Below are 21,793 nucleotides of genomic sequence, written 5' to 3'. Positions count from 1 at the left end.
ACATGCAGCCACTCTTGCTACTTCAGCTGCTCACGCTGATCGCGGTCGCGAACGCGATACCGGTCTTCGCGAAGAAGCTGCTCGGGCCGGCGACTGCCTGGCCGCTGGATGGCGGCGTCACGCTTCCCGATGGCGGGCCTCTGTTCGGTGCATCCAAGACCGTCCGCGGCGTCTTGCTTTCGGTCGTCCTGACACCAGTCGTGGCGTTGTTGATTGGATTGAGTTGGCCAGTCGGCTTGGTGGTCGCAGGAACCGCGATGGCCGGGGATCTCGTATCGAGCTTCCTGAAGCGGCGCTTGGGGCTTCGCCCCAGCAGTCAGGCCATCGGCCTCGATCAAATCCCGGAGTCCCTCTTGCCGCTTCTTGCGGCCCGGTGGCTGCTACCCGTCGGCGTTGCCGACGTGTTGGTGGGTACGGCTCTGTTCTTTGTGGGGAGCCTCGTCGTCTCGCGCCTTCTGTTCAAGCTGAACGTCCGGGACAAGCCTTACTGATCGGCGCGCCGGAGGCGGTGAAGGGTAATCTCCGGCGGGCAATTAAAGCGGACAGGCACGACGGACGACCCGGCCCCCGCCGCCGTATATCCGATCATGCCGTGGTGCCGCCACGCACCGGAGCCCAACGCTCTCGGCAAGACGGCGCTGAGGGTTAAGGGAACGCCGCCGGGTAGGCAGACCTGCCCCCCGTGGGTATGGCCGCTGAGCAGCACATCGAAATCCGCATGGGCCGCCTGCCGATAGATTTCCGGTGTGTGCGTCACGAGGACCGAGAAGTCCTCGTGGGGGATGCCGTCGGCGGCCTTCTCGATGTTGTCGGCGCGGTAGAAGTGGGCGTCGTCAATCCCAACGAGATGGATGCGGTCTTCGCCGCGCCTGATCGTCTCGGCCTCGTTCATGAGCATCCGAATGCCCATCTCCTCCAACCCGGGGAGCATGCGGACAGTGTCGTGATTGCCGAGGACGCCGTAAACAGGTCCCCGTAGCGCGCTGCACACACGTCTCGTGCCCTCCAACGCTGCGTCGTACGGCCCCCAGGTCTTGGCTCTGTAGTCACCAGTCAGAAGAGTGATGTCGTAAGAGAGGTCGCCGGCGAGCCTCACCACCTCAGCCATCGCCTCCGCGCTGTACTCCACATGCAGATCGCTGATCTGAAGCATCGTGAAGCCGTCGAATGCCTTCGGGACTTGCGGCGACGAAATCACATTGTGCCGGACGACGACCTTTGTGGCGTTGCGGCGGCCGCGCCAATAGAGCCCGCTCACCATGAGCACCGCGCGGATGATCGCGGCGCCGATCGGCATATTCTCGATGTGGAAGAAGTTGATGCCCTGCCCGAAGACTTGCGCCTCGTGGTCGTTCTCGACGCCCAGACGCTGCCGCGCGTGGCGGCGTCCGAGGCGCTGTTCGAGCAGCTTCAGGATTCGGTCCTCCGACATGTGTGTCTTGAGGCTCCTTTGAGATGGATGAGGTGCGGCGCGAAGGCGTCTATGCGCAAGGCGCGCGCTACTCAGCCGTCGTGGTGCTACGGGATGTTGGCCGGTTCCTCATCATCCAAACTTAAAATGTAGGCCGCGAGGTCATTGAGTTCATCCCGCTCCATCGGGATGTTGGGCATCGAGGGATGAGTAGCTTCTATCCGCTCGATGATCGTCGCCGCTGACATCTGCGCCTGTTTAGCGATCTCGTCAAAAGTTGGGGCCTCGCGCACGGGCGAGGTTCCATTGGAAAGGATCGCATGACAATTGGCGCAAACCTCTTTGGCGTATTCGAAGCCCTCTTGGGGGTCACCCATCTCCTGCGGCTCCGCCATGAGGCTAGCCGAGGCTGCGAGCAAAAATGCCAACGTCAATAGCGCAACTTTCATCGGAGCCTCCCTAGTTCCTTGAGTTGCCGGTCGACTATACCAATACTCAACGCCATGGGGTGGCCTTGTTCACTGGGCCGTCACCTCACTTGAAGAGCAAACGAAGCCGCCCCGCTGAAGCTGCCACGCAGCTGCGAGGCATCAACCCAGTGGCGTCGAACGCCTCACGGCGCAAATGTCAGCTCAATCCACTCGCTTGCGAGGTGCTCGCGTCCCTCGGGCATTACGCGAAGCTTGATCTGGCGATAGGGAACCACCCAGGTGCGCCAGTAGAATTCACCAACGGTGCCGAAGTCCTTCGTCGTTCCCGAAACATCGAGCACCCCGTCGAGCGCGAACGGCCCATCGCCGGCGCGGTACTCAACGACGTATTGCCCTGATGGATCGCCCGTCCATTGCAGACGCGCCCCATCTGCGATGTCGGCGTAGCGAACGGTGCGGCTCGCGCTCGGGGTCATCCATTCGGGGCGTGCGACGTCGACACTCGTGGAGGGGGGGTGATCGGTTCTTGGTCTGCGCCGCAGCGATAAAAGCTTCGGCAGGAGCGTCTGGCTCATCGCGGCGACGCGGTCCGGCTCCGCCTCGGCGAGGTCGCTGCGCTCATCCGGATCGCCGTCGAGGTCATACAGGTGCGGCACGACTTGCCCGTCCCGCAGCTGCCGGAGCCGCAATTTCCAGCCGCCTTGGATGATCGCCGCCTCGAAGCCCGAGGGGTCGCTGGGGTTGGCCTCTGTGTAGCCGGACAGACTTGTCGCGGCGAAATAGGAGCCATCATCGGGAGCCTTTTGCCGAGAGGGCAGCCCGAGTTGGCTCCGCAGCAATGGAACGATATCCGTGTGGTCCGTCGCTTCTTCGACCGCGGCTCCGTCGCGCTGCCCGGGCCGCCAGATGAACAGCGGCACCCGCAAGATTTCTTCGTGCAGGTGACCAGCGCGGGTCGTAGAGGCGTGGCCGACGTTGCCGCGCTCGAAGAGCTCCTCGCCGTGGTCGGCCGTGACAACCAGTATCGTTGTATCGCGAAGTCCCGACCGATTGAAAAACTCCCAAAAGGTGCCGAACCAAGTATCGAACTCGGCGACGCCGCCCAGATAGAGTGCCCGCACCGCAGGGATATCACCGTCTTCAAAGGCGACGGTGCCGGTCGGGATGGTCGACGCTGTCTGAACGACGTCAAGTCGGGCGCGTGCTGAGGAGTCGAGCTCTCCAGCAAGCTCGCGATACGGGCCGCGGAATTCTTCGGATGGCGCATAGGGAAGATGGGTGTTCAAGTAGTGGTGCCACAGCACGAATGGTTTGCCCGCTCGAGATCGGTCCGTCAGCCAGGCGAAGGGGTCCGTCTTCGGCTCCACAGCGAGGCCGAGATTTCGGAAGACGTCGATTGTCATGAAGGATTGGAGGCCCGCGACTTCCCATCCTTTTGCCGCTAGATCTTCAAGGAAGACGTCGCGCTCGGCGTCAATCGACTGCCCGCGGGCGTGGACGCCCTGCTCGAACGGCGAGAGACCCGTCAAGACGGCGATGATATTCGGGGCCGTCCACGCTGAGATTGCGCGGTGGTTGAGGTAGCGGGATCCTTCTGCCGCGGCGCGCAAGAGGTTTGGCATGCGCCCCGGCTCCGCCGTCTCGGCGCGCCAACTCTCGACGGTAAGAAACATAATATTCAGCGGCTGCGGTTGGGGATCTCGCCGCAACCACAAGCCGACCGCGAGGAGCAGAACGAGCGCGGCCATGCCAGCCAGGAGCCAAGGGCGTCTCATAGTAGGGCACAGCATAGAGTTCTGAAGTTGCCCAGAACAAGTCACGGTCCAGTGCGGGCAAGGTTCATGGTCTTTGAAGTGGCCGGCTCTGCGCATCACCAGCCAGATTTTCGCGGCTAGATCACGAGGCGGGCGACGTAGTCCCCGATCGCGAGCGACGACGTCAGCCCCGGGGAGTCGATGCCGTAGAGGGCGACGTAGCCGCGGTGCCCCGTCTCGCGCGGCCCCTGGATGACGAAGTCCGCCGCGGGCTCCCCCGGGCCGTAGGTGCGGGGGCGGATGCCGGCGTAGTCGGGCTCCAGCGAGCCGTCGGGGAGGCCCGGCCAGTAGCGGCGGATGGCGGCGTAGAAGGCGGCGCCGCGGCCCGGATCGACGCGGTAGTCGACCTCATCGACCCACTCCACATCGGGGCCGAAGCGCACCTGTCCGCCGAGGTCGAACGTGAGGTGCGTGCCCAGCCCGCCCTCGGGGGGAACGGGGTAGATCAGGTGCCGGAAGGGCGCCCGCCCGGTCAGAGAGAAGTAGCAGCCCTTGGCGAGGTGGCGGGGTGGGATGGTGGAGGGGTCGAGCCCCGCGAGGGTCCGCGAGAGGTCCCACGCCCCGAGCCCCGCGGCGTTGACGAGAAGGCTCGTCTCGATCTCGGTGGGATCGGCGCCCCCGATCCGAAGCCGGATTGCGCCGCCGTCAGATGCGCCGCCACCTAACGTGCCACCGACGACCGGCGCGCCGCATTGCACCAGCGCACCGGCGCTCTCGGCGTCACCTTGGTAGGCCAACATGAGGGCGTGCCCGTCGACGATGCCCGTCGACCCGGAGTGAAGCGCCCGCGTCCCGGTGAGGGAGGGCTCCAAGTCTTCCAGGCGCGATCTGTCGATCAGCTCGACGTCCTCGACCCCGTTGGCGAGCGCGCGCCGGTGGAGCGCCTCAAGCGCGGTGACCTCTTCGTCGTTCGCCGCCACGACGAGTTTGCCGCAACGGCTGTAGGGAACGCCGCGCTCCTCGCAGTAGTGATAAAGGGCGCGGCGACCTTCGACGCAGAATTTGGCGCGCAGGCTGTCTGTGGGGTAGTAGAGCCCCGCGTGGATGACCTCGCTGTTGCGCGAGGATGTCTCCTGGCCGATGCCGGATCCGCGCTCCAGGACCAGGACCTCGCGCCCGGCCTGCGCGAGCGCCCGCGCAATCGCGAGCCCGACCACCCCTGCGCCGACGACCGTTGTGTCCACTTTGTCCAGAGGGGCGTCCATGGCTCCCGCGGGGTGACTCTACCAGAGCGGCTTCTGGGCCGCGCCGTTGCAGGGTTTCTGCATCCCGATCGTGTGCTTCGGCCGCGACACCTTCTCGAACATCTTCATGTCGATGCGCCGGAACGGCTTGTAGCTGTTGCTGCAGATGTGGCTCTCGGCGAGGCGGGGCGCATACTCGATCAACAGGGGACGGGCGCCATCGAACTCGTTGTTCTGGATCTGGATGCGCGAGATACGCGCCTTCTTTCCGGCAATGATAATGCCGCCGCCCTCGTTGTTGATGAACTTCGAGCGCTCGATGCGAACGTTGGTGATCGTCTGTTTGGGGTTGTCGGGCTCCAGATCGATCCCAGCGGCGGGGCGCGTGCCTTGGGTGTCCCGGAACATCGACCTCGTCACCAGAATGCGGTTGCCGTGGATGATGGAAAGACCCTGCCGCCGGTTGCGTTCGGCCCGGACGCCGCAAAGCGCCACGTCCTGTGCATCGGAGATGTGGAAGCCGTCGCCCCAAAATTCGCGTGCGCGCACATTCGAGATCGTGATGCGCTCCGATCCTTCCATGATGAAGATACCCATGCCCCACTCGCCGCCCTTGCCTTTATGCGTCCGGCGGTCGCCGACAATCGTGCCCCCAGTCACAGTCACATCTTGAACGTCGGAAATCCGGAGGACCGTGTAGTGCGGCTTGTCGGTCGGAAACATTCTCAAGGTTGCCTGCGGGTGCATCTTGAAGGTCATGTTGCTCTTCAACGTCAGCCGGCTCTTGCTTTTGGTCTGAACCCGATAGGTGCCGGGCGGAAGATAGACGGTCCCGCCTGTGCCGGCGACTTTGTTGATCGCGCGCTGGATGGCCTTCGTGTCGTCCGCGCTGCCGTTGCCCTTCGCGCCCATGGACTTGACGTTGACCGTCAGCTTGGACGTGGGGCGGGCATTGCAGCCCTTGAAAGGGGCGGCTTCAGCCTGGCCGAGCGGCAGGACGGCCAGGGAGAAAATCAGAAGGGCGCTTATCCGAAGAAGATAGGTCAAAATTGCTCTTGGTGTTCCCTCTTGTTCACCAATCGGCATTTAACACGGCCGACCCTGAATATGACATGAACAACGCTGCCTTGGGGATGGTTCCCCAACTTGAGCCCCGCGTCCCGTACAGCGCCACCGGCGCGTCGCGGCCCTTTACCGCTAAGCCACAGCCTTTCGAATCACCTCGGCGACACGCCGCGCGTCGTCGTCGGGCAGGTAGGGATGCATCGGCAGGCTCATCACCTGATGGCAGATGGTCTCACTGATCGGCAGAGAGCCCTCGCCGCCGCCATAGGGCAGGTAGGGCGCCTGAAGGTGCATCGGCTTCGGATAGTAGATTGCCGACGGGATTCCCGCTTCGTTCAGCGCCGCCTGGATGTCGGCGCGCCGGTCCGTCTTGATGGTGTATTGCGCCCAGGCCGACTGCCGTCCCGGGATGCGCTTCGGGACCGTCACCGCGTCCTTGAGCTCCTCGTCGTAGACGGACGCGAGGTGATCGCGGGCCGCAAGCTCGTCGTCGAGGATCTGCAGCTTCACCGAGAGGATCGCCGCCTGAATGCTGTCGAGGCGGCCGTTGATGCCTATACGGGCGATCTCGTAGCGGTCGGCGCCCTGGCCGTGCACGCGGATCGACATCAAGAGTTCTGCAAGTTCGTCGTCGTCGGTAAAGATCGCGCCGCCGTCGCCGTAGCATCCCAGCGGCTTGGCGGGGAAAAAGCTGGTGCAGCTCACATGCGCGAGCGAACCGACGCGCTTGCCGTCATAGACGCCACCGAACGACTGCGCCGCGTCGGAAATCAGGTGCAGCTCCTCCCGATCAGCTAACGTATTGAGTTCGTCCCAATCCGCGGGCAAGCCGAACAGATCCACCGCGAGGATCGCCTTCGGGTTCAACTTGCCGCCCGCGCGGGTCGCGGCGATCTTTGCGTCCAGATCCGCAAGGTCGAGATTGAAACTGTCTTCCTCGACATCGACGAACACGGGCGAGGCGCCGACAAGGATGATCGCTTCCGCGCTGGCTGTGAAGGTGAAGGACGGCACGAACACCGCGTCGCCCGGTCCGATGCCGTAGGCGATCAGTGGCATGATGATCGCGTCGGTGCCGCTTGAGCACGAGATCGCATGGCGGACGCCGCAGTATTCAGCAAGCTCGCTTTCGAGCTTCGTGACCGCGGGGCCGAGGATATAGCGGCCGTCGTCGAGAACATCCTGGATCGCTTCTGCGATCTGCGGCTTCAGCCGCGCATATTGTGTCTTCAAGTCGACAAAGGGGACGCCCGACATCGATCTTCCTTCTCATCTCTGTGCTGCGGTTCCCGGCTCTCGAGGTCGAGCGTCTGGGCCGCGCTTTCCCTATCCAAGTCGGGAGGCAACGGCAAGGGGACGCATCAACACGACGCAGCGCGCCGCCTTCGAGCTGCATGGTCTCTTTGGATGGCCGCGCTTTTCGTGTTCAGACTGGGTTCAGGTCGGGACCTCCACCTTGTGCCCCAGGATGGTCTCCCGAGCCGAGCGGTGGGACCGTGGAGGTCTTAATGAACCGCTTGCTCATGGTTTGCGTGATGGCGATCGCCTCGATCGCCGGCGGCACGCTGGTTTCGGGCAAGGCGCACGCGGGCGGCCCTGCCCCTTACGCCGCCGCCGATTTCCAGATCGACGAGTTTTACGATGCCCTTGCGCCGTATGGCGATTGGGTGTCCGACGAGCGCTTTGGCTATGTTTGGTACCCCAACGCTGTTCAGCAGGGCTGGCGCCCCTACACCGTGGGCAATTGGGTCTACACCGACGAATACGGCTGGTATTGGGACTCGCCCGAGCCGTTTGCCTGGGCCGTCTATCACTACGGGCGCTGGGGCTACGATGCCGAGTACGGCTGGTACTGGGTTCCCGGCGATACATGGTCTCCGGCCTGGGTGCAGTGGCGCTATAGCGACGACTATGTCGGCTGGGCGCCCGAGGCCCCGGTAACGCCTGTGGGCTACGGCGGTTACGGCGGTTCTTATGGCGGCTACCGAGACTACGGCTACAACGACGGACTGTCCTATTTCGGGCTCGGTCTGTCTTCCGGCGGCTTCGGGTTCTCCATCGAGAGCTACGACGGCTACGACGATTACGGCTACGGCTACGGCGCACCGGGGCGTTACGCGCCGCGCACCTACGCGCCCGTCGCCGATGCCTGGACGTTCGTCCGACCCCGCTACCTCGTATCGCCGGCGGTTCGAAGCTATGCGGTTCCGCGCACGAGCATCTCGTTGGTGTTCAATTCGACGAAGACCGTGTACCGGCCGCATTACCGGAACGGCGCCATCTACAACGAGGGCTTCCCCCGTGCGCATTGGTCCAGGGTCACGCGCAGACACCTCGACACGCATCGCGTCCACCGGGCCGCTCACCGGCCTCACTCTTACAGAGGCCGTGCCTATAGCCGGGGCAACCGGGACCTGTATGTCTATGCGCCCCAGGTGAAGAAGAATGCCGGGCCGCGTCGTCCGCCGAAAAAGGTCGCGCAGAAGTCCACGCGCCGGAAGGTCGGCGTCAATCAGGGGCGCGGAAGGGCGTCTGCCCGCGGCAACGCGCCCCGCTATGTGGCCCCGGCTCAACCACGGCTGACGCCGTTCGAGCGGGCCGCGGCGGTCAAGCCGTCCTACGTCCAGAGGAAAGAGCTCGAGGAGGCGCGCCGCCGGCCTCCGGCCGCGCGGCCGCACCAGGGCAGCAAGCCCAAACAGGGCGCCCCGAAACCGGCCAGCGCCAGGTCGAAGCCGAAGCATTCGCAGCCGCCCAAGGATGCGAAGGCACAGAAGAATGGACCGCCGCGGCAGGCCAATCGCGGTCCCGGGCGCGGCCCCGGCGAGGGCCATGGAACCGGCCGTACGCGCGGCACACAGAACCGGCCTGCCGACGGGCGCTATGCCAACCGCAAGCCCGATGGCGCGAACGGATCGCAGGCCCGACGCGGCCCCGACCGGCAGCCTGATGCCCGGAATCGACCGAGCGGACCCCCGCAGGGCCGCGGGGCGGCAGCCAATAGACCGGATGGCGCAGGCGGTCGCGGCGCGGGCCCCCAGAGCAAGAAGCAGCCCGGCCCGAAGCCGGAGGCCAACAAGCCCTCGGCGAAGCAGGCGCACGCCAATCGGTCGCCGGCACCGAGGCCGCAGGCGAAACGGCCTCCGGCGAGGCCGAATGCCGCCGCCAGGCCGCAGGGACGGAAACCACAGGCGCAACGGCCGCCGGCAAAGAGGCCTGACGCCCGCAAGCCCTCGGCAAAGCAGGCCCACGCCAACCGGCCCCCGGCCCCGAGGCCGCAAGCGAAACGGCCTCCGGCGAGGCCGAATGCCGCCGCCAGGCCGCAGGGACGGAAACCACAGGCGCAACGGCCGCCGGCAAAGAGGCCTGACGCCCGCAAGCCCTCGGCAAAGCAGGCCCACGCCAACCGGCCCCCGGCCCCGAGGCCGCAAGCGAAACGGCCTCCGGCGAGGCCGAATGCCGCCCTCAACAAGCCGCGGGGGCCGATGCCGCAGGCGCGGAAATCCCCTCCCAAGAAGCCTCAAGCTAAGCGGCCGCAGGCCCCGAGACCCCAAGCGACGCGATCAGCGCCCAAAAAGCCTCAGGCCAAAAAGCCTCAAGCCAAAAAGCCTCAAGCCAAGAAGCCTCAGGCCCAGAGGCCGCAGCGGCAGAGACCGCAGGCAGGAAGACCTGCCGCAAAGAACGCCCAGGCCAAACGGCCGCGGGGGCAGGCGCCGAAAAACAGGAAGTCAAAAGGCAAGAAGTCGAAGAACGGGTAGCGGAAACCCTAGCCGCGACGGCTATGGTGTCAGTCGCCTGAGAACTGACCGGGCTGCAAGGGCTTCTCCCGGCGGCAGGTCGCCATAAGGTTCATACCCCCGCACACGGCCTTCGCTTTCCAATAGTCGAAATCCGGGTCATCGACAGGATCGTCGCAAACGTCGGAGACGGGGTTCTCCGCCGCCCGTTTCAACGAGCAATAGCGCCAGCTTTTCTTGTCCTTGTCGTCGACGATGTAGAGGCGGCAATAGCCGTCCTTCGGTACCTGCACGTCGAGCTTATGCCGCCAGACCTTGCCTGCGTCGGTCTCCACTTCCTCAATGAAGCAGCCATTGACGCCGTCGCGGCGCTCAGCCTGAGCCGGCAGCGCGCCGAGCAAGACGAAGGCGGCCATGGCGGGGAGGAGGCTGAAGTAGGAACGCATCCGGCGAATGGTCGCCATGAGGTTGTTCTCCCTGGATAGAGCCTTGTTCGGACCGGCTCTGGTTCGATGTATGTCACGATTTGGATCGGCGAGCCGAATGTCCGCCTTATGACCGCTCTGTGCAAGTTTCCACAACATCATGGGTCGCGGCGGCAAGTGGATTGCGGTAGGTCATGTTTTGTCTCCCGATCCGAGTGGGGTAGCATCGCGTCACACGGATTAGGTCAAGCTGCGCAAGAGGGGTCGAATGGGTCAGTGGGGTCGTGTTGCGGGGGTGATCAAGGCGCTGCTGGTTCTTGCGCTGCCTCTTTTCGTGAGTGCCTGCTCCGACGGCAAAGAGGCTGCGAAAACCAACCAACCTCTTCCGGGCGTCGTGGCAGAGGTCGTCACGGAGAAAGAGGTTAGCGACGAGACCACGTTCGTCGGCCAAACCCGCTCCTCTCAAAGCGTCGATATCCAAGCGCGCGTCAAGGGCACGCTGCTGGAGCGCCCCTTCGAGGAAGGGCGCGAGGTCAAGGAAGGCGCGGTTCTCTACAAGATCGATCCGTCGCAATTCGAAGCGGATCTCCTTTCGGCCAAGGCGACCCTGGCCAAGGCGCAAGCCAGTTCCGACGAGAAGAACCTCACCCTCGCGCGCTATCAGGCCTTGGTCGACAAGAACAGCCCCGGCGTAAGCGAGGCGCAATACGACATTGCATTGTCCCAGGCCAAGCAGGCGGATGCGGAAGTCAGTGCCGGCAAGGCCGACGTCGCCAACGCCAAGCTCAATCTCGGCTATGCGACAATCACCTCGCCCCTCAATGGCCGGGCCGGCATTTCGGCGGTGGACGTGGGCAACATCATCGGGCCGGAAAGCGGCGTGCTCGTCACGGTGGTTGCGCTGGATCCGATCGAGGTGGACTTCTCGGTCGGTGAACGCGTCTACTTGAACTACGTGGAAGCGAAGGAAGCGGGGACTGCGAAAGATTTCACCCCGCGGATTCGTCTGGCGAACGGCAAGCTCTATCCCCACACGGGACGCGTCTATGTGGTCAACAACGAGGTCGACCCGACGACAGGCACCATCGCCATCCGTCTGAAGTTCCCGAATCCTGATCGCCTGCTGCTGCCGGGGCAATACGTCACCGTCCTTTTGACGGACGCCAAACCCGAAAAACAGGTCGTTGTTCCGCAAGCCGCCGTTCAGCAGAATCAGTCCGGGCCGTTTGTCCTTGTCGTCGACAGCAACGATCAAGTGCAGTCCCGCGCCATCAAGACCGGTCAGCGCGTGGGCACGGGGATTGTCGTGACGGAAGGGCTGGTTCCAGGTCAGACGATCGTCGTTGACGGTATTCAGAAAGTCAGGCCGGGGGCCAAGGTCAAGGTGACCTATCAGAACCCGTCCGGGACCGCTCAGAATGTCGAAAGCGAGCCGGCCGCCGCTGGCTCCGATGACAGTAGCGGCGGTCAGGCGTCTGACGACCAGGGTGCGTCCGCGGAGTCGGGTTCCGCTGCGACCGGGGGCGGCAAATCCGCAGAGACCAAAGACGCCAAAGCCAAGGACACAAAGACCGAGGACACAAAGAGCGAGGCCGCCCAGCCGGACACATCTTCAAAGCCGTCCGAGAAGCCGAGTGGCGATACGGATGGCAAAGCGAGCGAGGCGGATGCCGCAGACAAGGATGCCGCGCCCGCTTCATCGTCCGACGCCGGAAAGGACGAAACGACGGACACGAATACGGAGGCGAAGCAGTAGACCGTGCTCAGCGCCTTCTTCATAGACCGTCCCAAGTTCGCATTCGTCATCGCTATTGTGACCACGCTTGTCGGCGTGCTGGCGCTCATGGTGCTGCCCGTCGCGCAGTTCCCCGAGATTTCGCCGCCCCAGGTGCAGGTGACCGCAAGCTATCCGGGCGCCAACGCGAGTGTGGTGGCCGAATCCGTGGCCGCCGTCATCGAGGAGCAGGTCAACGGCGTCGAAGGGATGAGCTATATGTCATCCCAGAGCACCAACGACGGCAGCTACACCCTCACGGTGACGTTCGGGATCGATACGGACGGTGACATCAACCAGGTCAACGTCCAAAACCGTGTCGCCCAGGCTTTGCCGCAGCTCCCCGAGGAAGTGCAGCGCCAGGGCGTTACGACGCAGAAGACGTCCACCACGATGCTCATGGTGGTGTCGATCTATTCTCCGAAGGGCACCTACGACAGCATCTTCCTGTCAAACTACGCGAGCATCAATGTGCTCGATACGCTGGCACGGACGCCCGGCGTCGCGCAGGTCAGCAATCTCGGCGCGCGCGACTACAGCATGCGCGTCTGGCTGCAGCCCGACCGGATGACGAGCCTGGGGCTGACGGCAACCGACGTCATCTCGGCAATTCGCCAGCAGAATATTCAGGCGGCGCCCGGTTCGCTCGGCGCGGCGCCGACCTCGCAGACGCAGCAGTTCCAGTACACGCTTACCGCCCAGGGGCGTCTCGACACGGTTTCGGAGTTCGAGGACATCATCCTCGTGGCCAAGCCGGACGGCACCGTGGTCACGCTCAAGGATGTCGCCCGGGTAGAGCTCGGGGCGCAGAACTACGGCTGGTTCGGCGAACTGAACGGAAAGCCAGCCGCACTCCTCGCGGTGTATCAGCTCTCCGACGCCAATGCGCTCAACGTGGCCGATCAGATCAGGGCCGAGATGGAAGTCTTGGCGCAGCGCTTTCCCGACGATGTCGCCTACCAGGTTACCTACGACACCACGCTCTTCGTGACGGCGTCGATCAAGGAGGTCGTCGTAACGCTGTTCCAGGCCCTGGCCCTGGTGATCTGTGTGGTCTTCATTTTCTTGCAGGACTGGCGCTCGACGCTCATTCCGGCCATCGCCATCCCCGTCTCGCTGATCGGAACGCTGGCGTTCCTGCTGGCAATGGGCTTCACCATCAACACGATCAGCCTGTTCGGCCTCGTGCTCGCCATCGGCCTCGTGGTGGACGACGCCATCGTCGTGGTCGAAAACGTGCAGCGGCATATCGCCGACGGACTCGAACCGCGAGAGGCGACGAAGGTCGCCATGCGGGAAGTCACGGCTCCGGTCATCGCCACCACACTCGTCCTGCTCGCCGTGTTTGTTCCGTCCGCCTTCACGCCGGGCATTACGGGCCGGCTGTTCGTCCAGTTCGCCGCGACGATCTCGATCTCGGTGCTGTTGTCGTCGATCAATGCCCTCACGCTCAGCCCTGCGCTCTGTGCTGCCGTTCTGAGGGAGCCCAAGAAAGCGACTTGGGGGCCGCTGGCCTGGTTCGAGAAGGGACTGGAAAAATCACGTAATGGCTACAACTCAATCGTCCGCCATCTGATCCGCAGAACGATCCTCGGGCTGGTGATCATTGCCGGCATGATCGGTGCGACCGCCTTCCTCGGCATGACCACGGCAACCGGGTTCATTCCGCAAGAAGATCAGGGTACGGTCTATGTCAACGTGAGCCTTCCCGACGGCGCCGCCCTGCCGCGGACGGCCCAAGTCATGAAGCAGGTCGAGAAGATTCTCGAGGACAACCCCGGCGTTGAAAACATCATCTCTGTCGGTGGGTATTCGATCCTGCAGAGCACCGTGATGCCGAATGCCGCGTTCCTGATCGCGGTTCTAAAGCCGTGGGACGAGCGGACGACGAAGGAACTCAGTCTGCGCGGGATCATGGAATCCATTGGTCCGCAGTTCGCCGCCATACCGCAGGCGACGATCATACCCTTTGTGCCGCCGGCAATTCCCGGGCTCGGCAACACGGGCGGCTTCGAGTTCGTACTGCAGGATACCCAGAACCGTCCGGTGGGGGATTTGGCCTCGGTGCTCAATGGCTTCATCTACACCGCCAATGGCGATCCCACGCTCACCGGCGTCTTCAGCACGTTCACGGCGAATTCGCCGCAATACTTCGTCGATCTCAATCGCAAGCTGGCCGAGACCAAAGGTGTCAGCGCGGAAGACCTCTTCACCGTGCTCAACGCGAATATCGGTACGTACTACGTCAACGACTTCAACAAGTTTGGCCGTGTCTACCAAGTTTACCTCCAGGCGGAGGCGGACAAGCGTGAGAAACCGACCGACGTTGGAGACCTCTACGTAAAGTCGACCAACAACGCGATGGTCCCCGTCCGCTCGCTGGTGACCCTGGAGCCCTCGCTCGGACCCGACACCATCCAGCGCTACAACATGTTCAACTCCGCCACCATCAACGGCAACGCGGCGGCCGGCTACAGTTCGGGGCAGGCGCTCGACGCCATGGATACGCTGGCCGCAGAGAATCTGCCGGAAGGCTACACTTATGAGTGGACGGGCATGTCCTACGAAGAAGTCAAGGCGGGGGCGGCCGGCAATGCCGTGTTCCTGCTCTCGATCATCTTCGCCTACCTCTTCCTGGTCGCGCAGTACGAGAGCTGGACCATTCCCATGGCGGTCATGCTCACGGTCGTCTTCGCGGTCTTGGGTGCGCTCCTGGCTCTGCGCCTCACCGGCATCGCGCTCAACACTTATGGTCAAGTCGGTCTAATCCTGCTTGTCGGTCTCGCGGCCAAGAACGCAATTCTGATCGTCGAGTTCGCCAAGGAGAAACGCGAGGCGGGCGAACCGATCGTGCAGGCGGCGGAGGAAGCTGCATCCTTGCGGTTCCGCGCCGTTCTTATGACGGCTCTGTCTTTTATCCTGGGTGTGCTGCCGCTTGTCTTGGCGACCGGCGCCGGCGCCGCGTCGCGTGTCTCGGTCGGCGTGACGGTCTTTGGCGGCATGCTGTTCGCGACGATCATCGGCGTCAGTTTCATCCCGTTCCTCTATGTCGAGTTCCAGCGCTTGCGGGAATCGGTGAAGAACAAGAAGAAGAGCGGCGACGCCCCGACACCATCCGAAGGATCCGGTACGCCTGGCGAAACTGGATCCACGCAAGACCCGGCGCCGCAGCAGACCTAAGCCATGCACTTCGAAATCATCATCGGCGCCGCCATGATCGTCATTACGACGATCATCCAGGGCGTGTTCACCATGGTGGGCGTGGAATACATGCGCGACTACGCCGACCGGCACAATGAGCCAGCGCTGATCTGGTCGACGCTGCGGCTGGCGGCATTCGTCCTGTGGCTATTTCTCGCCACGATCACCGAGGTGTGGGTGTGGGCGGCGCTCTACATCTCCCTTGACGCCTTCGATTCCTTCGAGACCGCGCTCTACTTTTCGACCGTAACGTTCACCACGCTTGGCTTCGGAGACATTGTGCTTGAGGATAAATGGCGGCTGCTATCTTCGTTCGAAGCCGCCAACGGCCTGCTGATGTTCGGCTGGTCCACGGCGCTGGTGTTCGTCGGCGTGCAGTGGACATTCGAGAATCGCGCGCAGCATCGCCGCAAAAGGACCCGTCACGATTGATGCGGGCCGGAAGCGGCGTCAGGCATAAGGCCGGAACACGGGCTTGACCGGTCGTCCGGCAAGATGGCGCTCGATCCCGTCTTCTAGTGCGCGACGGTAGGTCACGAAGGCCTCGTCGAACGCCTCGACGGTTCGGTCGATATCCGCTTCGGTGTGTGAATAGTTCACCACGAGTGAGGAGGCGAGGATGCCACGCTTGAGCAACTCCTGAAGCATCAGCGTCCGGAACAGTTGCGAAGGCTGCCCGTCCCGATCCCGCGACCCAAAGACCAAGCAGCAGGGTCGACCAAGAATAGGCACCTGCTCGGATAGCCCGTGTGCCGCGGCCGCTTGTTGCAATCCCTCTTTGAGCCGCGCGCCGCGCGCCCAAAGCGTTTCGACGACAGGCTCGGTCTCGAAGGTGCGCATGGTGGCCATCGCGGCGGCGAGCGCATGGGTTTCGCCGCCATGGGTGGTCGACAGCAGGAAAACCCGTTCCAGGTCGTGGTCGATGCCGCCGCGGCGCATCAACTCGCGCTTTCCCGCCAGAGCGGATACGGAGAAGCCGTTGCCGAGACCTTTGCCGAAGCAGGACAAGTCCGGTTGAATTTTGTGGAAGGCTTGTGCCCCGCCATTGTCCCAGCGGAACCCGGTGATCATCTCGTCGAGCACGAGTACGGCGCCGTGACGGTCGCATAAGGCGCGGATGCCCGGCAGGAATTCCTCCGTCGGCGGTGTTTCCTTCTCCGCTTCGAGAATCACTGCCGCGATCTGGTCCGGGTAGGCGTCGAACAGGGCCGAAAGGCTTTCCAGGTCGTTGTAGTGAAACTTGCGGACGAGCGCTCGCGTCTCGCTCGGAATGCCGTTATGCAGGGGCGTGGTTCCAATGAACCAGTCGTCCGTCGAGAAGAACGGCTGGTCGCCGCAAATGGCGACAAGCTTCCGCCCCGTCACCGCGCGGGCCAGTCGGACGGCGCCGCTCACAGCGTGGGAGCCGTCCTTGCAGAACTTCACCATATCGGCCGTGCGAATAAGCCGCAGAAACTGCTCGGCGCACTGCAACTCGATCTCGGCCGGGCGAATGAAATTGGATCCGAGCGGCAACTGTTCCCGAGCGGCGGAGATCACGGCGGGATAGCCATGGCCGAGGGTCACGGCGCGCAAGCCGGAGCCGTACTCGATGAACTCGTTGCCGTCGGCGTCCCACACATGCGACCCGGATCCGCGGACGATCACCGGCGCCATATGCTCCGGAAACTGATCCTCGCCCTTGGCATAGGTGTGGCTCCCGCCGGGAATGAGATGGCGGAGCCGCGCATTCAGCGCATTGGAGCGGTCGAAGCGCATCGGGTCGAGTGGCTGGACTGGCTTGTTCGGCTTGGACACACACTCCTCCGCACAGAGTTGCCAACGCGGACGAGACGGGTGCCGCGCCGGCGAAACCTACCTGCGAATGCTCTAGCTTTCGTTACCCTGCCGGGCTGAGACACGGCAGTCCGAATCCGCTTAAAACACGCGTTGGAGGACGTAAATAGTGTCGCCTGGCTGGACGGGATAGTCGGTGGGCACCATGACGGTGGACATGACGCCGTCGAATTTGCGCGTGAGGCGGACGAAGCGCTGCTTGGCGCGCGGCGTGTAGCCTTCGGCGATGGCGACGGCGTTCTCGACGGTGAGGCCCTGGGCGAACGGATATTGGCCCGGCCGCGTGACCTGCCCGAGGATGTAGAAGGGCCGGTAGGTGATGACCTCGGCGGTGACCTTGGGGTCCTTGATGTATTGGCTGCGCAGGCGGCTGGCCACTTGGCGCGCGAGTTCGTCGGCGGTGAGGCCCCGCGCGCGAACCTGTCCGATCAGGGGCACGGCGACGCTGCCGGAGGCCGAGACCGTGTAGACGTTCGAGAGGTTCTGCTGCCCGAACACGATGATGCGGACGCGGTCGCCTGCATCCAGCGTGTAGTTGGCGTGGGGCACGACGGGAACGCCGGGCGGGGCGCGGCCTGCGCCGGGCGGGAACAGCCGGCCGGGGCCGGGCAGGGGCGCGGGCGTGGAAAGAGCGAGATCCGGCGTCCTCAGCCCTGGGATGGCGCCGCCTTTGCACCCCGACAGGCCGCTCGCGAGAACCACGAGCAAGAGGGTGAGGATTTTGGCACTGACCGTGATACGGCACGTGGTCATCAAGCGGCTCCAGGACGTCGTCGAACGACGCCCAAACAGGCGTCGATACGTCCCGAACCTACCCCCGGCATGGTTAATAAATGCTGAGCGGATGTCCCAGGCTGGGCACGTCCCCCTTTCGATGCGGCAGTTGCACCAAATCGGCACGCGGCAACCAGGCGTCGCTGGGTTGTAGGATCGTACAAAAATGCACCTGGAGTGGCATGCGGGGCGCCTCGATCCGGACATTACGAAGATTAAATGTCGCAGGCCGATCGAGCCGTGCCGCCAGCGTACACCGATAAACGCTTTATTTCCGATGGACTTACGCCGGGAGCGCGGGGTGTCGCGCCACCCGTCCATACCGTCCGGAACGGCGCGCGACTTGCACAGTACCCCGCAAGAGCCCAACTGATGGCGGCCCACAAAGGTTCCCTACCCATTTCGCGCCCATGACCGATATATCGATCACCAAACTTGATACGCCGCACGTTGCATCGCCGGCGGCGCGGCCGCCGTATCGTCTGCCACTCTTCTTTGGGCGCGCCCTGCGGTCGTCATGGCCCCTTGCGGACGCGTTGGTCATTGTCGGTCTCGCGGTCTTTTTCGGGATCACGTATCACTGGGTCGTCTACGGCCAGGCCGGTCCGATCGAGGCCTACTTCCATCTCGGTATCGGTGTTGCGGCACTGAGGCTGCTCCTGAGAAAGTCATTCGCGGTCCGTTCGCGCCGTCCGGGCAGCACGGTGCGCGCCGAGTTCCAGCTTTGGACCGCGACCCTTCTGCTCGTTATCGCCTTCGCCTTTTTGATGAAGGTCTCCGCGGACTATTCCCGCGGCGCCATCCTCCTCTTCTATGTCCTGGGCTTCCCGGTCCTGCTGTTGTGGCAGACCACATGGAAGCGTCTCGTTCGGGAGGGCTATAGTTCGGGCGCGCTCGCAGCACATCGGGTACTGCTGCTCGGGACGGCCGAGAAGGTCGAGGAGTTCCTGGCCAAGCACAAGCCATCCGATTTCGGGCTCGTCGTCAGCGACATCATTTCCTGGCCGGAGCGTGCGCTTGAGGAGACGACGGCGGGCCGCGTCTTGCTGCGGGAGAGCGTCCGGCATGCCATTGCGCGAATCCGCGACTCCGGCGTGGACGAGGTCGTGGTTCTGCTGCCCTGGTCGAGCAACAACACCATCAATATTTGCGCCGACATGCTCATGACGACACCGGCAAAGGTCCGCCTGGGACCGGAAGCCGTCTTCGACCGGTTTCTCGATGCGCCCATTTCCCAGCTCGGTCCGGCGGCGACGCTCAATCTTGTCCGGCCGCCGCTGATGCGAGCCGAGGTATGGCTCAAGCGCGCCTTCGATTTTGTTGCCGCTTCCGCTGTACTGACACTGATTTCCCCGCTGCTCGCGCTGTTCGCCGTGCTGATCAAGCTCGATTCGCCGGGACCCGTCCTGTTCCGCCAGCACCGGCTGGGCTTCAATCAGCGGGCCTTCCAGATCTACAAGTTCCGTACGATGTCGGTCACCGAGGACGGCGAGGCGGTCAACCAAGTCGTCAAAGGCGATTCACGGGTCACGCGCGTTGGCCGGTTCCTGCGCCGCTGGAACTTCGACGAGCTGCCCCAGCTCATCAATGTGGTGCGAGGGGAGATGTCCCTGGTCGGGCCGCGTCCGCATGCGGTTACGCACGACCGGGATTTCGAGCTCCGTGTCGCGTCCTATGCCAGACGCCACAACATCAAGCCGGGTATTACGGGGTGGGCGCAGGTCAACGGCTATCGCGGGCCGACGGACTCGCTCGATAAGATCGCGGGACGCGTTGAGCACGATCTCTACTACATCGACAATTGGTCGTTCCTGCTGGACTTCTCCGTACTCGTCCGCACGATCGTTTCGCCAAAAGCCTACCGCAACGCCCTCTAGACACGATTGGCGGATCAGACGTCTGCGCGCCGTGGGCGTCTCACGCTAGGCATTCGCCATCGTCAGGACTGACGCGCAATATCTGCCGCGCGCCATTTCCAGGAGGTCGGCGGCCGCGCTGGCATCCACCGCAGGCGACGATTTTTTCGACTGAGAGACCAGCAGAACAGCCTCGGAAATCGAGATCAACGGCTCCATGGTCGTGTCGTCTTTCAGGAGCCCGCCATCGATAACCGTCAAGTCGTACCTGCCGGCGAGTTCCTCCAACTCGCGTTTGCGGACATGCTCACTCGAGCGCTGCCCGGCTGCATCCTGAAGCGACAAGAACGAGAGTCCGAGTTGAGCATCGGAAACTAGGCGGTCGCGGTAGCTGCGGCCGGTGCTCTCTTGACCGAGCATTTTGGTCAGCGCGGGATTAGAATTGCTTGCGTCCACGAGTAATGTCTTCAGGCCCGACGAGGCTGCGCCAACACCGAGACTAAGCGCGAGAGCGGTCTTGCCCTCTCCAGGCAACGCGGATGTCAATGTCACGATGCGCGGCTGATCGGACGCCTCAAGATCCATGATGTAAGACAGTAGCTGCATCACCGCCGAGCGATATCGCGACCGGGCGCCCCCGTCCAAGACCTCGATCGCGATTTCATAGAGGTTGGGAGGGGCGGATTGGCCGCCGCGCCCCGTGCCGATCAGGCCGCGCTGGGGACGGAGCGCCGGAATGGAAATCAATGGCGTGAGGCCCGAACGCGTGAGCAATTCGGTGTTCGTGTGGGTCGAGGGTTGACCGGTAAAGTCTCGGACGAGCGCGAGCGCGCACCCAAGCATGAAGCCGGCCATCGATGCGAGCGCAAGTGTGAGGAGCTTCTTGGGCGAACTCGGCTTCAGCGGGATGCTGGCCGGCGTAATGATCCGGGCATCGGGCGTATAAACGCTCTCGGACTCGTTCATCTGCTTGACCCGGGACAGGAAGCTCTCATAGACGGCGCGGGTCGTCTCGGCCTCTCGCTGGAGTTCGCGCAACTCGACAATGGCGCTGTCGCTGGTATTGACGTCTTTGCGGGAGGCCGCAAGCGCGGCTTCGGCCGCCCGAAGCCGTTCCTTTGCCGCGTCGTTCTCCAGCTTGATGGCCTTGGCGATCCGCTCGACCTCCGCCCGGATCAGACCGGCCAGCCGCTGAACCTCCGACCGCGCCTGTACCATCGTCGGGTGGGACGGCAGCAGGCTCGCACTGAGGACGGCTTCCCGGCGGGCGGCGGTCGCGTATTGGTCGCGCAGCCCTGTGACAGTCGATGAGTTGATCGATTCTGCCATCGCGTCGGGATCCACGCCGCTCTTCAGGAGCCGTTGCAGCTGATCGTACTTGGCCTGGGTCTTGGCTAGGTCCGCCTTGGCGTCGGCCAGCTTCTCGTTGAGTTGCTCCAGTTGCCGCGTGTCGATCAGGACATCGTTCTCGGATATCTGCAGATCGTTCTCGGCCCTGAACTTTTGGACTTTGCCCTCCGCCTTGAGCAGCCTGTCCCGAAGCGTGGCGAGCTGCGCATCCATTTGGGAACTGACCCGTTGCGTGGTCTCGAGCCGCTCTCCGGATTGATCGCGCAGATAGGCATCGGCGATGGCGCGCGCTATCTCCGCCGACTTCACAGCGTTTCTCGTAGTCACGGTTATCACGATCACGTAGGTCTCGGTGTCCCGTTCGACCGTGATCGCGTTCCTCAGGTTCCATAGCGCCAGCTCCTCGGGACTGGCCGCGGGCCCGGCCCCCGAGCCGCCGAGAAGCTCGGAGACGAAGCCGATCGCGCGCGCGGCGATCCCTCGTTCGGTGCCGTTGAACTCCGGATTCTCCGCAAGGTTCTGGCTCTCCACGACCGGCTTCAGCACGACATCCGACGTGATCACTTTCATTTGGCTGTCGACAAGGGCGAAGTTGTCGCTGGCCGTGGTTCCGAGCCCGGAGGGGAGCACTTCGTTCTCGACGGTGTTCTTCTTGCGCGGATCGATAAGGATCTCGGTGCTGGCCGTGAAATAGCGGGGCGCGACCACGATGTAGGCCACGCCGAGGGCAATCGCGATCGCGGTCGTCATGGCAATGAGAAACCAGCGCCGCCACAGAACGGCAACGGCGTCTCCAAGCGACGGAGACGGTGCGTAGGTAGCCTCAGTTTCCATGGGTCAACACGTCCGTTCTACGAGAAACTTGCCGCTCTATTGCGTCCGGCCACACCATCAAGCCCGCCGCGCGGCCCCTGTCCCGGTCATGATCGGATTATTCT

Annotated in this window: 16 protein-coding genes; 6 read left to right on the top strand and 10 right to left on the bottom strand. The window is 63.7% G+C overall.

Features of this window, described 5'->3' with window-relative positions:
- Positions 1–2 precede the first annotated feature (2 nt).
- Positions 3–491 carry a CDP-archaeol synthase gene (locus tag GL4_RS01130; protein ID WP_045363623.1) on the top strand — a complete coding sequence of 163 codons (489 nt, stop codon included), beginning with the start codon at positions 3–5 and terminating at the stop codon, positions 489–491.
- On the opposite strand, the gene GL4_RS01125 is transcribed toward GL4_RS01130, so the two are convergent.
- The 6 genes from GL4_RS01125 to GL4_RS01100 form a co-directional block, all read right to left on the bottom strand.
- Positions 485–1,432, bottom strand: coding sequence for a metallophosphoesterase (locus GL4_RS01125; RefSeq protein ID WP_045363621.1), 948 nt, complete (start codon positions 1,430–1,432; stop codon positions 485–487). The genes GL4_RS01130 and GL4_RS01125 overlap by 7 nt on opposite strands.
- Before the next feature lie 86 nt (positions 1,433–1,518).
- The gene (locus GL4_RS01120) at positions 1,519–1,860 is read right to left on the bottom strand and encodes a c-type cytochrome (protein ID WP_045363618.1); all 342 of its coding nucleotides are present in this window, start codon (positions 1,858–1,860) and stop codon (positions 1,519–1,521) included.
- A 164-nt stretch (positions 1,861–2,024) separates the two neighbouring features.
- Positions 2,025–3,617, bottom strand: a complete 1,593-nt coding sequence (locus GL4_RS01115) for a sulfatase-like hydrolase/transferase (RefSeq protein WP_172653267.1) — start codon at positions 3,615–3,617, stop codon at positions 2,025–2,027.
- Positions 3,618–3,733: 116 nt separating this feature from the next.
- Positions 3,734–4,861, bottom strand: coding sequence for an NAD(P)/FAD-dependent oxidoreductase (locus GL4_RS01110; protein WP_045363613.1), 1,128 nt, complete (start codon positions 4,859–4,861; stop codon positions 3,734–3,736).
- A gap of 18 nt (positions 4,862–4,879) precedes the next feature.
- Positions 4,880–5,887 carry a glycosyl hydrolase family 28-related protein gene (locus tag GL4_RS01105; RefSeq protein ID WP_045363610.1) on the bottom strand — a complete coding sequence of 336 codons (1,008 nt, stop codon included), beginning with the start codon at positions 5,885–5,887 and terminating at the stop codon, positions 4,880–4,882.
- A gap of 150 nt (positions 5,888–6,037) precedes the next feature.
- Complete coding sequence (locus tag GL4_RS01100) at positions 6,038–7,162, bottom strand: DegT/DnrJ/EryC1/StrS family aminotransferase (RefSeq protein WP_045363607.1); 1,125 nt, start codon at positions 7,160–7,162, stop codon at positions 6,038–6,040.
- A gap of 251 nt (positions 7,163–7,413) precedes the next feature.
- Between GL4_RS01100 and GL4_RS01095 the strand changes: the two genes are divergently transcribed.
- A complete protein-coding gene (locus GL4_RS01095) occupies positions 7,414–9,660 on the top strand; it encodes a DUF6600 domain-containing protein (protein WP_045363604.1) in 2,247 nt (748 codons plus the stop codon).
- A gap of 29 nt (positions 9,661–9,689) precedes the next feature.
- On the opposite strand, the gene GL4_RS01090 is transcribed toward GL4_RS01095, so the two are convergent.
- Entirely contained in the window at positions 9,690–10,103 is a 414-nt protein-coding gene (locus GL4_RS01090; protein ID WP_045363601.1) for a hypothetical protein, read from the bottom strand.
- Positions 10,104–10,332: 229 nt separating this feature from the next.
- Between GL4_RS01090 and GL4_RS01085 the strand changes: the two genes are divergently transcribed.
- The 3 genes from GL4_RS01085 to GL4_RS01075 are packed head-to-tail and all read left to right on the top strand — an operon-like array spanning position 10,333 to position 15,471.
- The gene (locus tag GL4_RS01085) at positions 10,333–11,820 is read left to right on the top strand and encodes an efflux RND transporter periplasmic adaptor subunit (protein ID WP_082025386.1); all 1,488 of its coding nucleotides are present in this window, start codon (positions 10,333–10,335) and stop codon (positions 11,818–11,820) included.
- Positions 11,821–11,823: 3 nt separating this feature from the next.
- A complete protein-coding gene (locus GL4_RS01080; RefSeq protein ID WP_045363598.1) occupies positions 11,824–15,018 on the top strand; it encodes an efflux RND transporter permease subunit in 3,195 nt (1,064 codons plus the stop codon).
- A gap of 3 nt (positions 15,019–15,021) precedes the next feature.
- Positions 15,022–15,471 carry a potassium channel family protein gene (locus GL4_RS01075; protein WP_052464018.1) on the top strand — a complete coding sequence of 150 codons (450 nt, stop codon included), beginning with the start codon at positions 15,022–15,024 and terminating at the stop codon, positions 15,469–15,471.
- Between the two features lie 18 nt (positions 15,472–15,489).
- On the opposite strand, the gene GL4_RS01070 is transcribed toward GL4_RS01075, so the two are convergent.
- On the bottom strand, positions 15,490–16,836 hold the full coding sequence (locus GL4_RS01070) for a glutamate-1-semialdehyde 2,1-aminomutase (protein WP_244462657.1): 1,347 nt from the start codon (positions 16,834–16,836) through the stop codon (positions 15,490–15,492).
- 120 nt (positions 16,837–16,956) lie between these two features.
- A complete protein-coding gene (locus GL4_RS17675; protein WP_045363595.1) occupies positions 16,957–17,628 on the bottom strand; it encodes a polysaccharide biosynthesis/export family protein in 672 nt (223 codons plus the stop codon).
- A 431-nt stretch (positions 17,629–18,059) separates the two neighbouring features.
- On the opposite strand from GL4_RS17675, the gene GL4_RS01060 reads away from it, so the two are divergent.
- Positions 18,060–19,526, top strand: coding sequence for an undecaprenyl-phosphate glucose phosphotransferase (locus GL4_RS01060; RefSeq protein ID WP_052464017.1), 1,467 nt, complete (start codon positions 18,060–18,062; stop codon positions 19,524–19,526).
- Positions 19,527–19,571: 45 nt separating this feature from the next.
- Here the strand turns inward: GL4_RS01060 and GL4_RS01055 are convergent, their stop codons facing one another.
- Positions 19,572–21,689, bottom strand: a complete 2,118-nt coding sequence (locus GL4_RS01055) for a GumC family protein (protein ID WP_045363592.1) — start codon at positions 21,687–21,689, stop codon at positions 19,572–19,574.
- Positions 21,690–21,793: the final 104 nt, after the last annotated feature.

Origin of the sequence: Methyloceanibacter caenitepidi (genome assembly GCF_000828475.1) — a bacterium.
Lineage (GTDB): Bacteria > Pseudomonadota > Alphaproteobacteria > Rhizobiales > Methyloligellaceae > Methyloceanibacter > Methyloceanibacter caenitepidi.
This window is presented reverse-complemented; position numbering and strand designations above follow the sequence as displayed.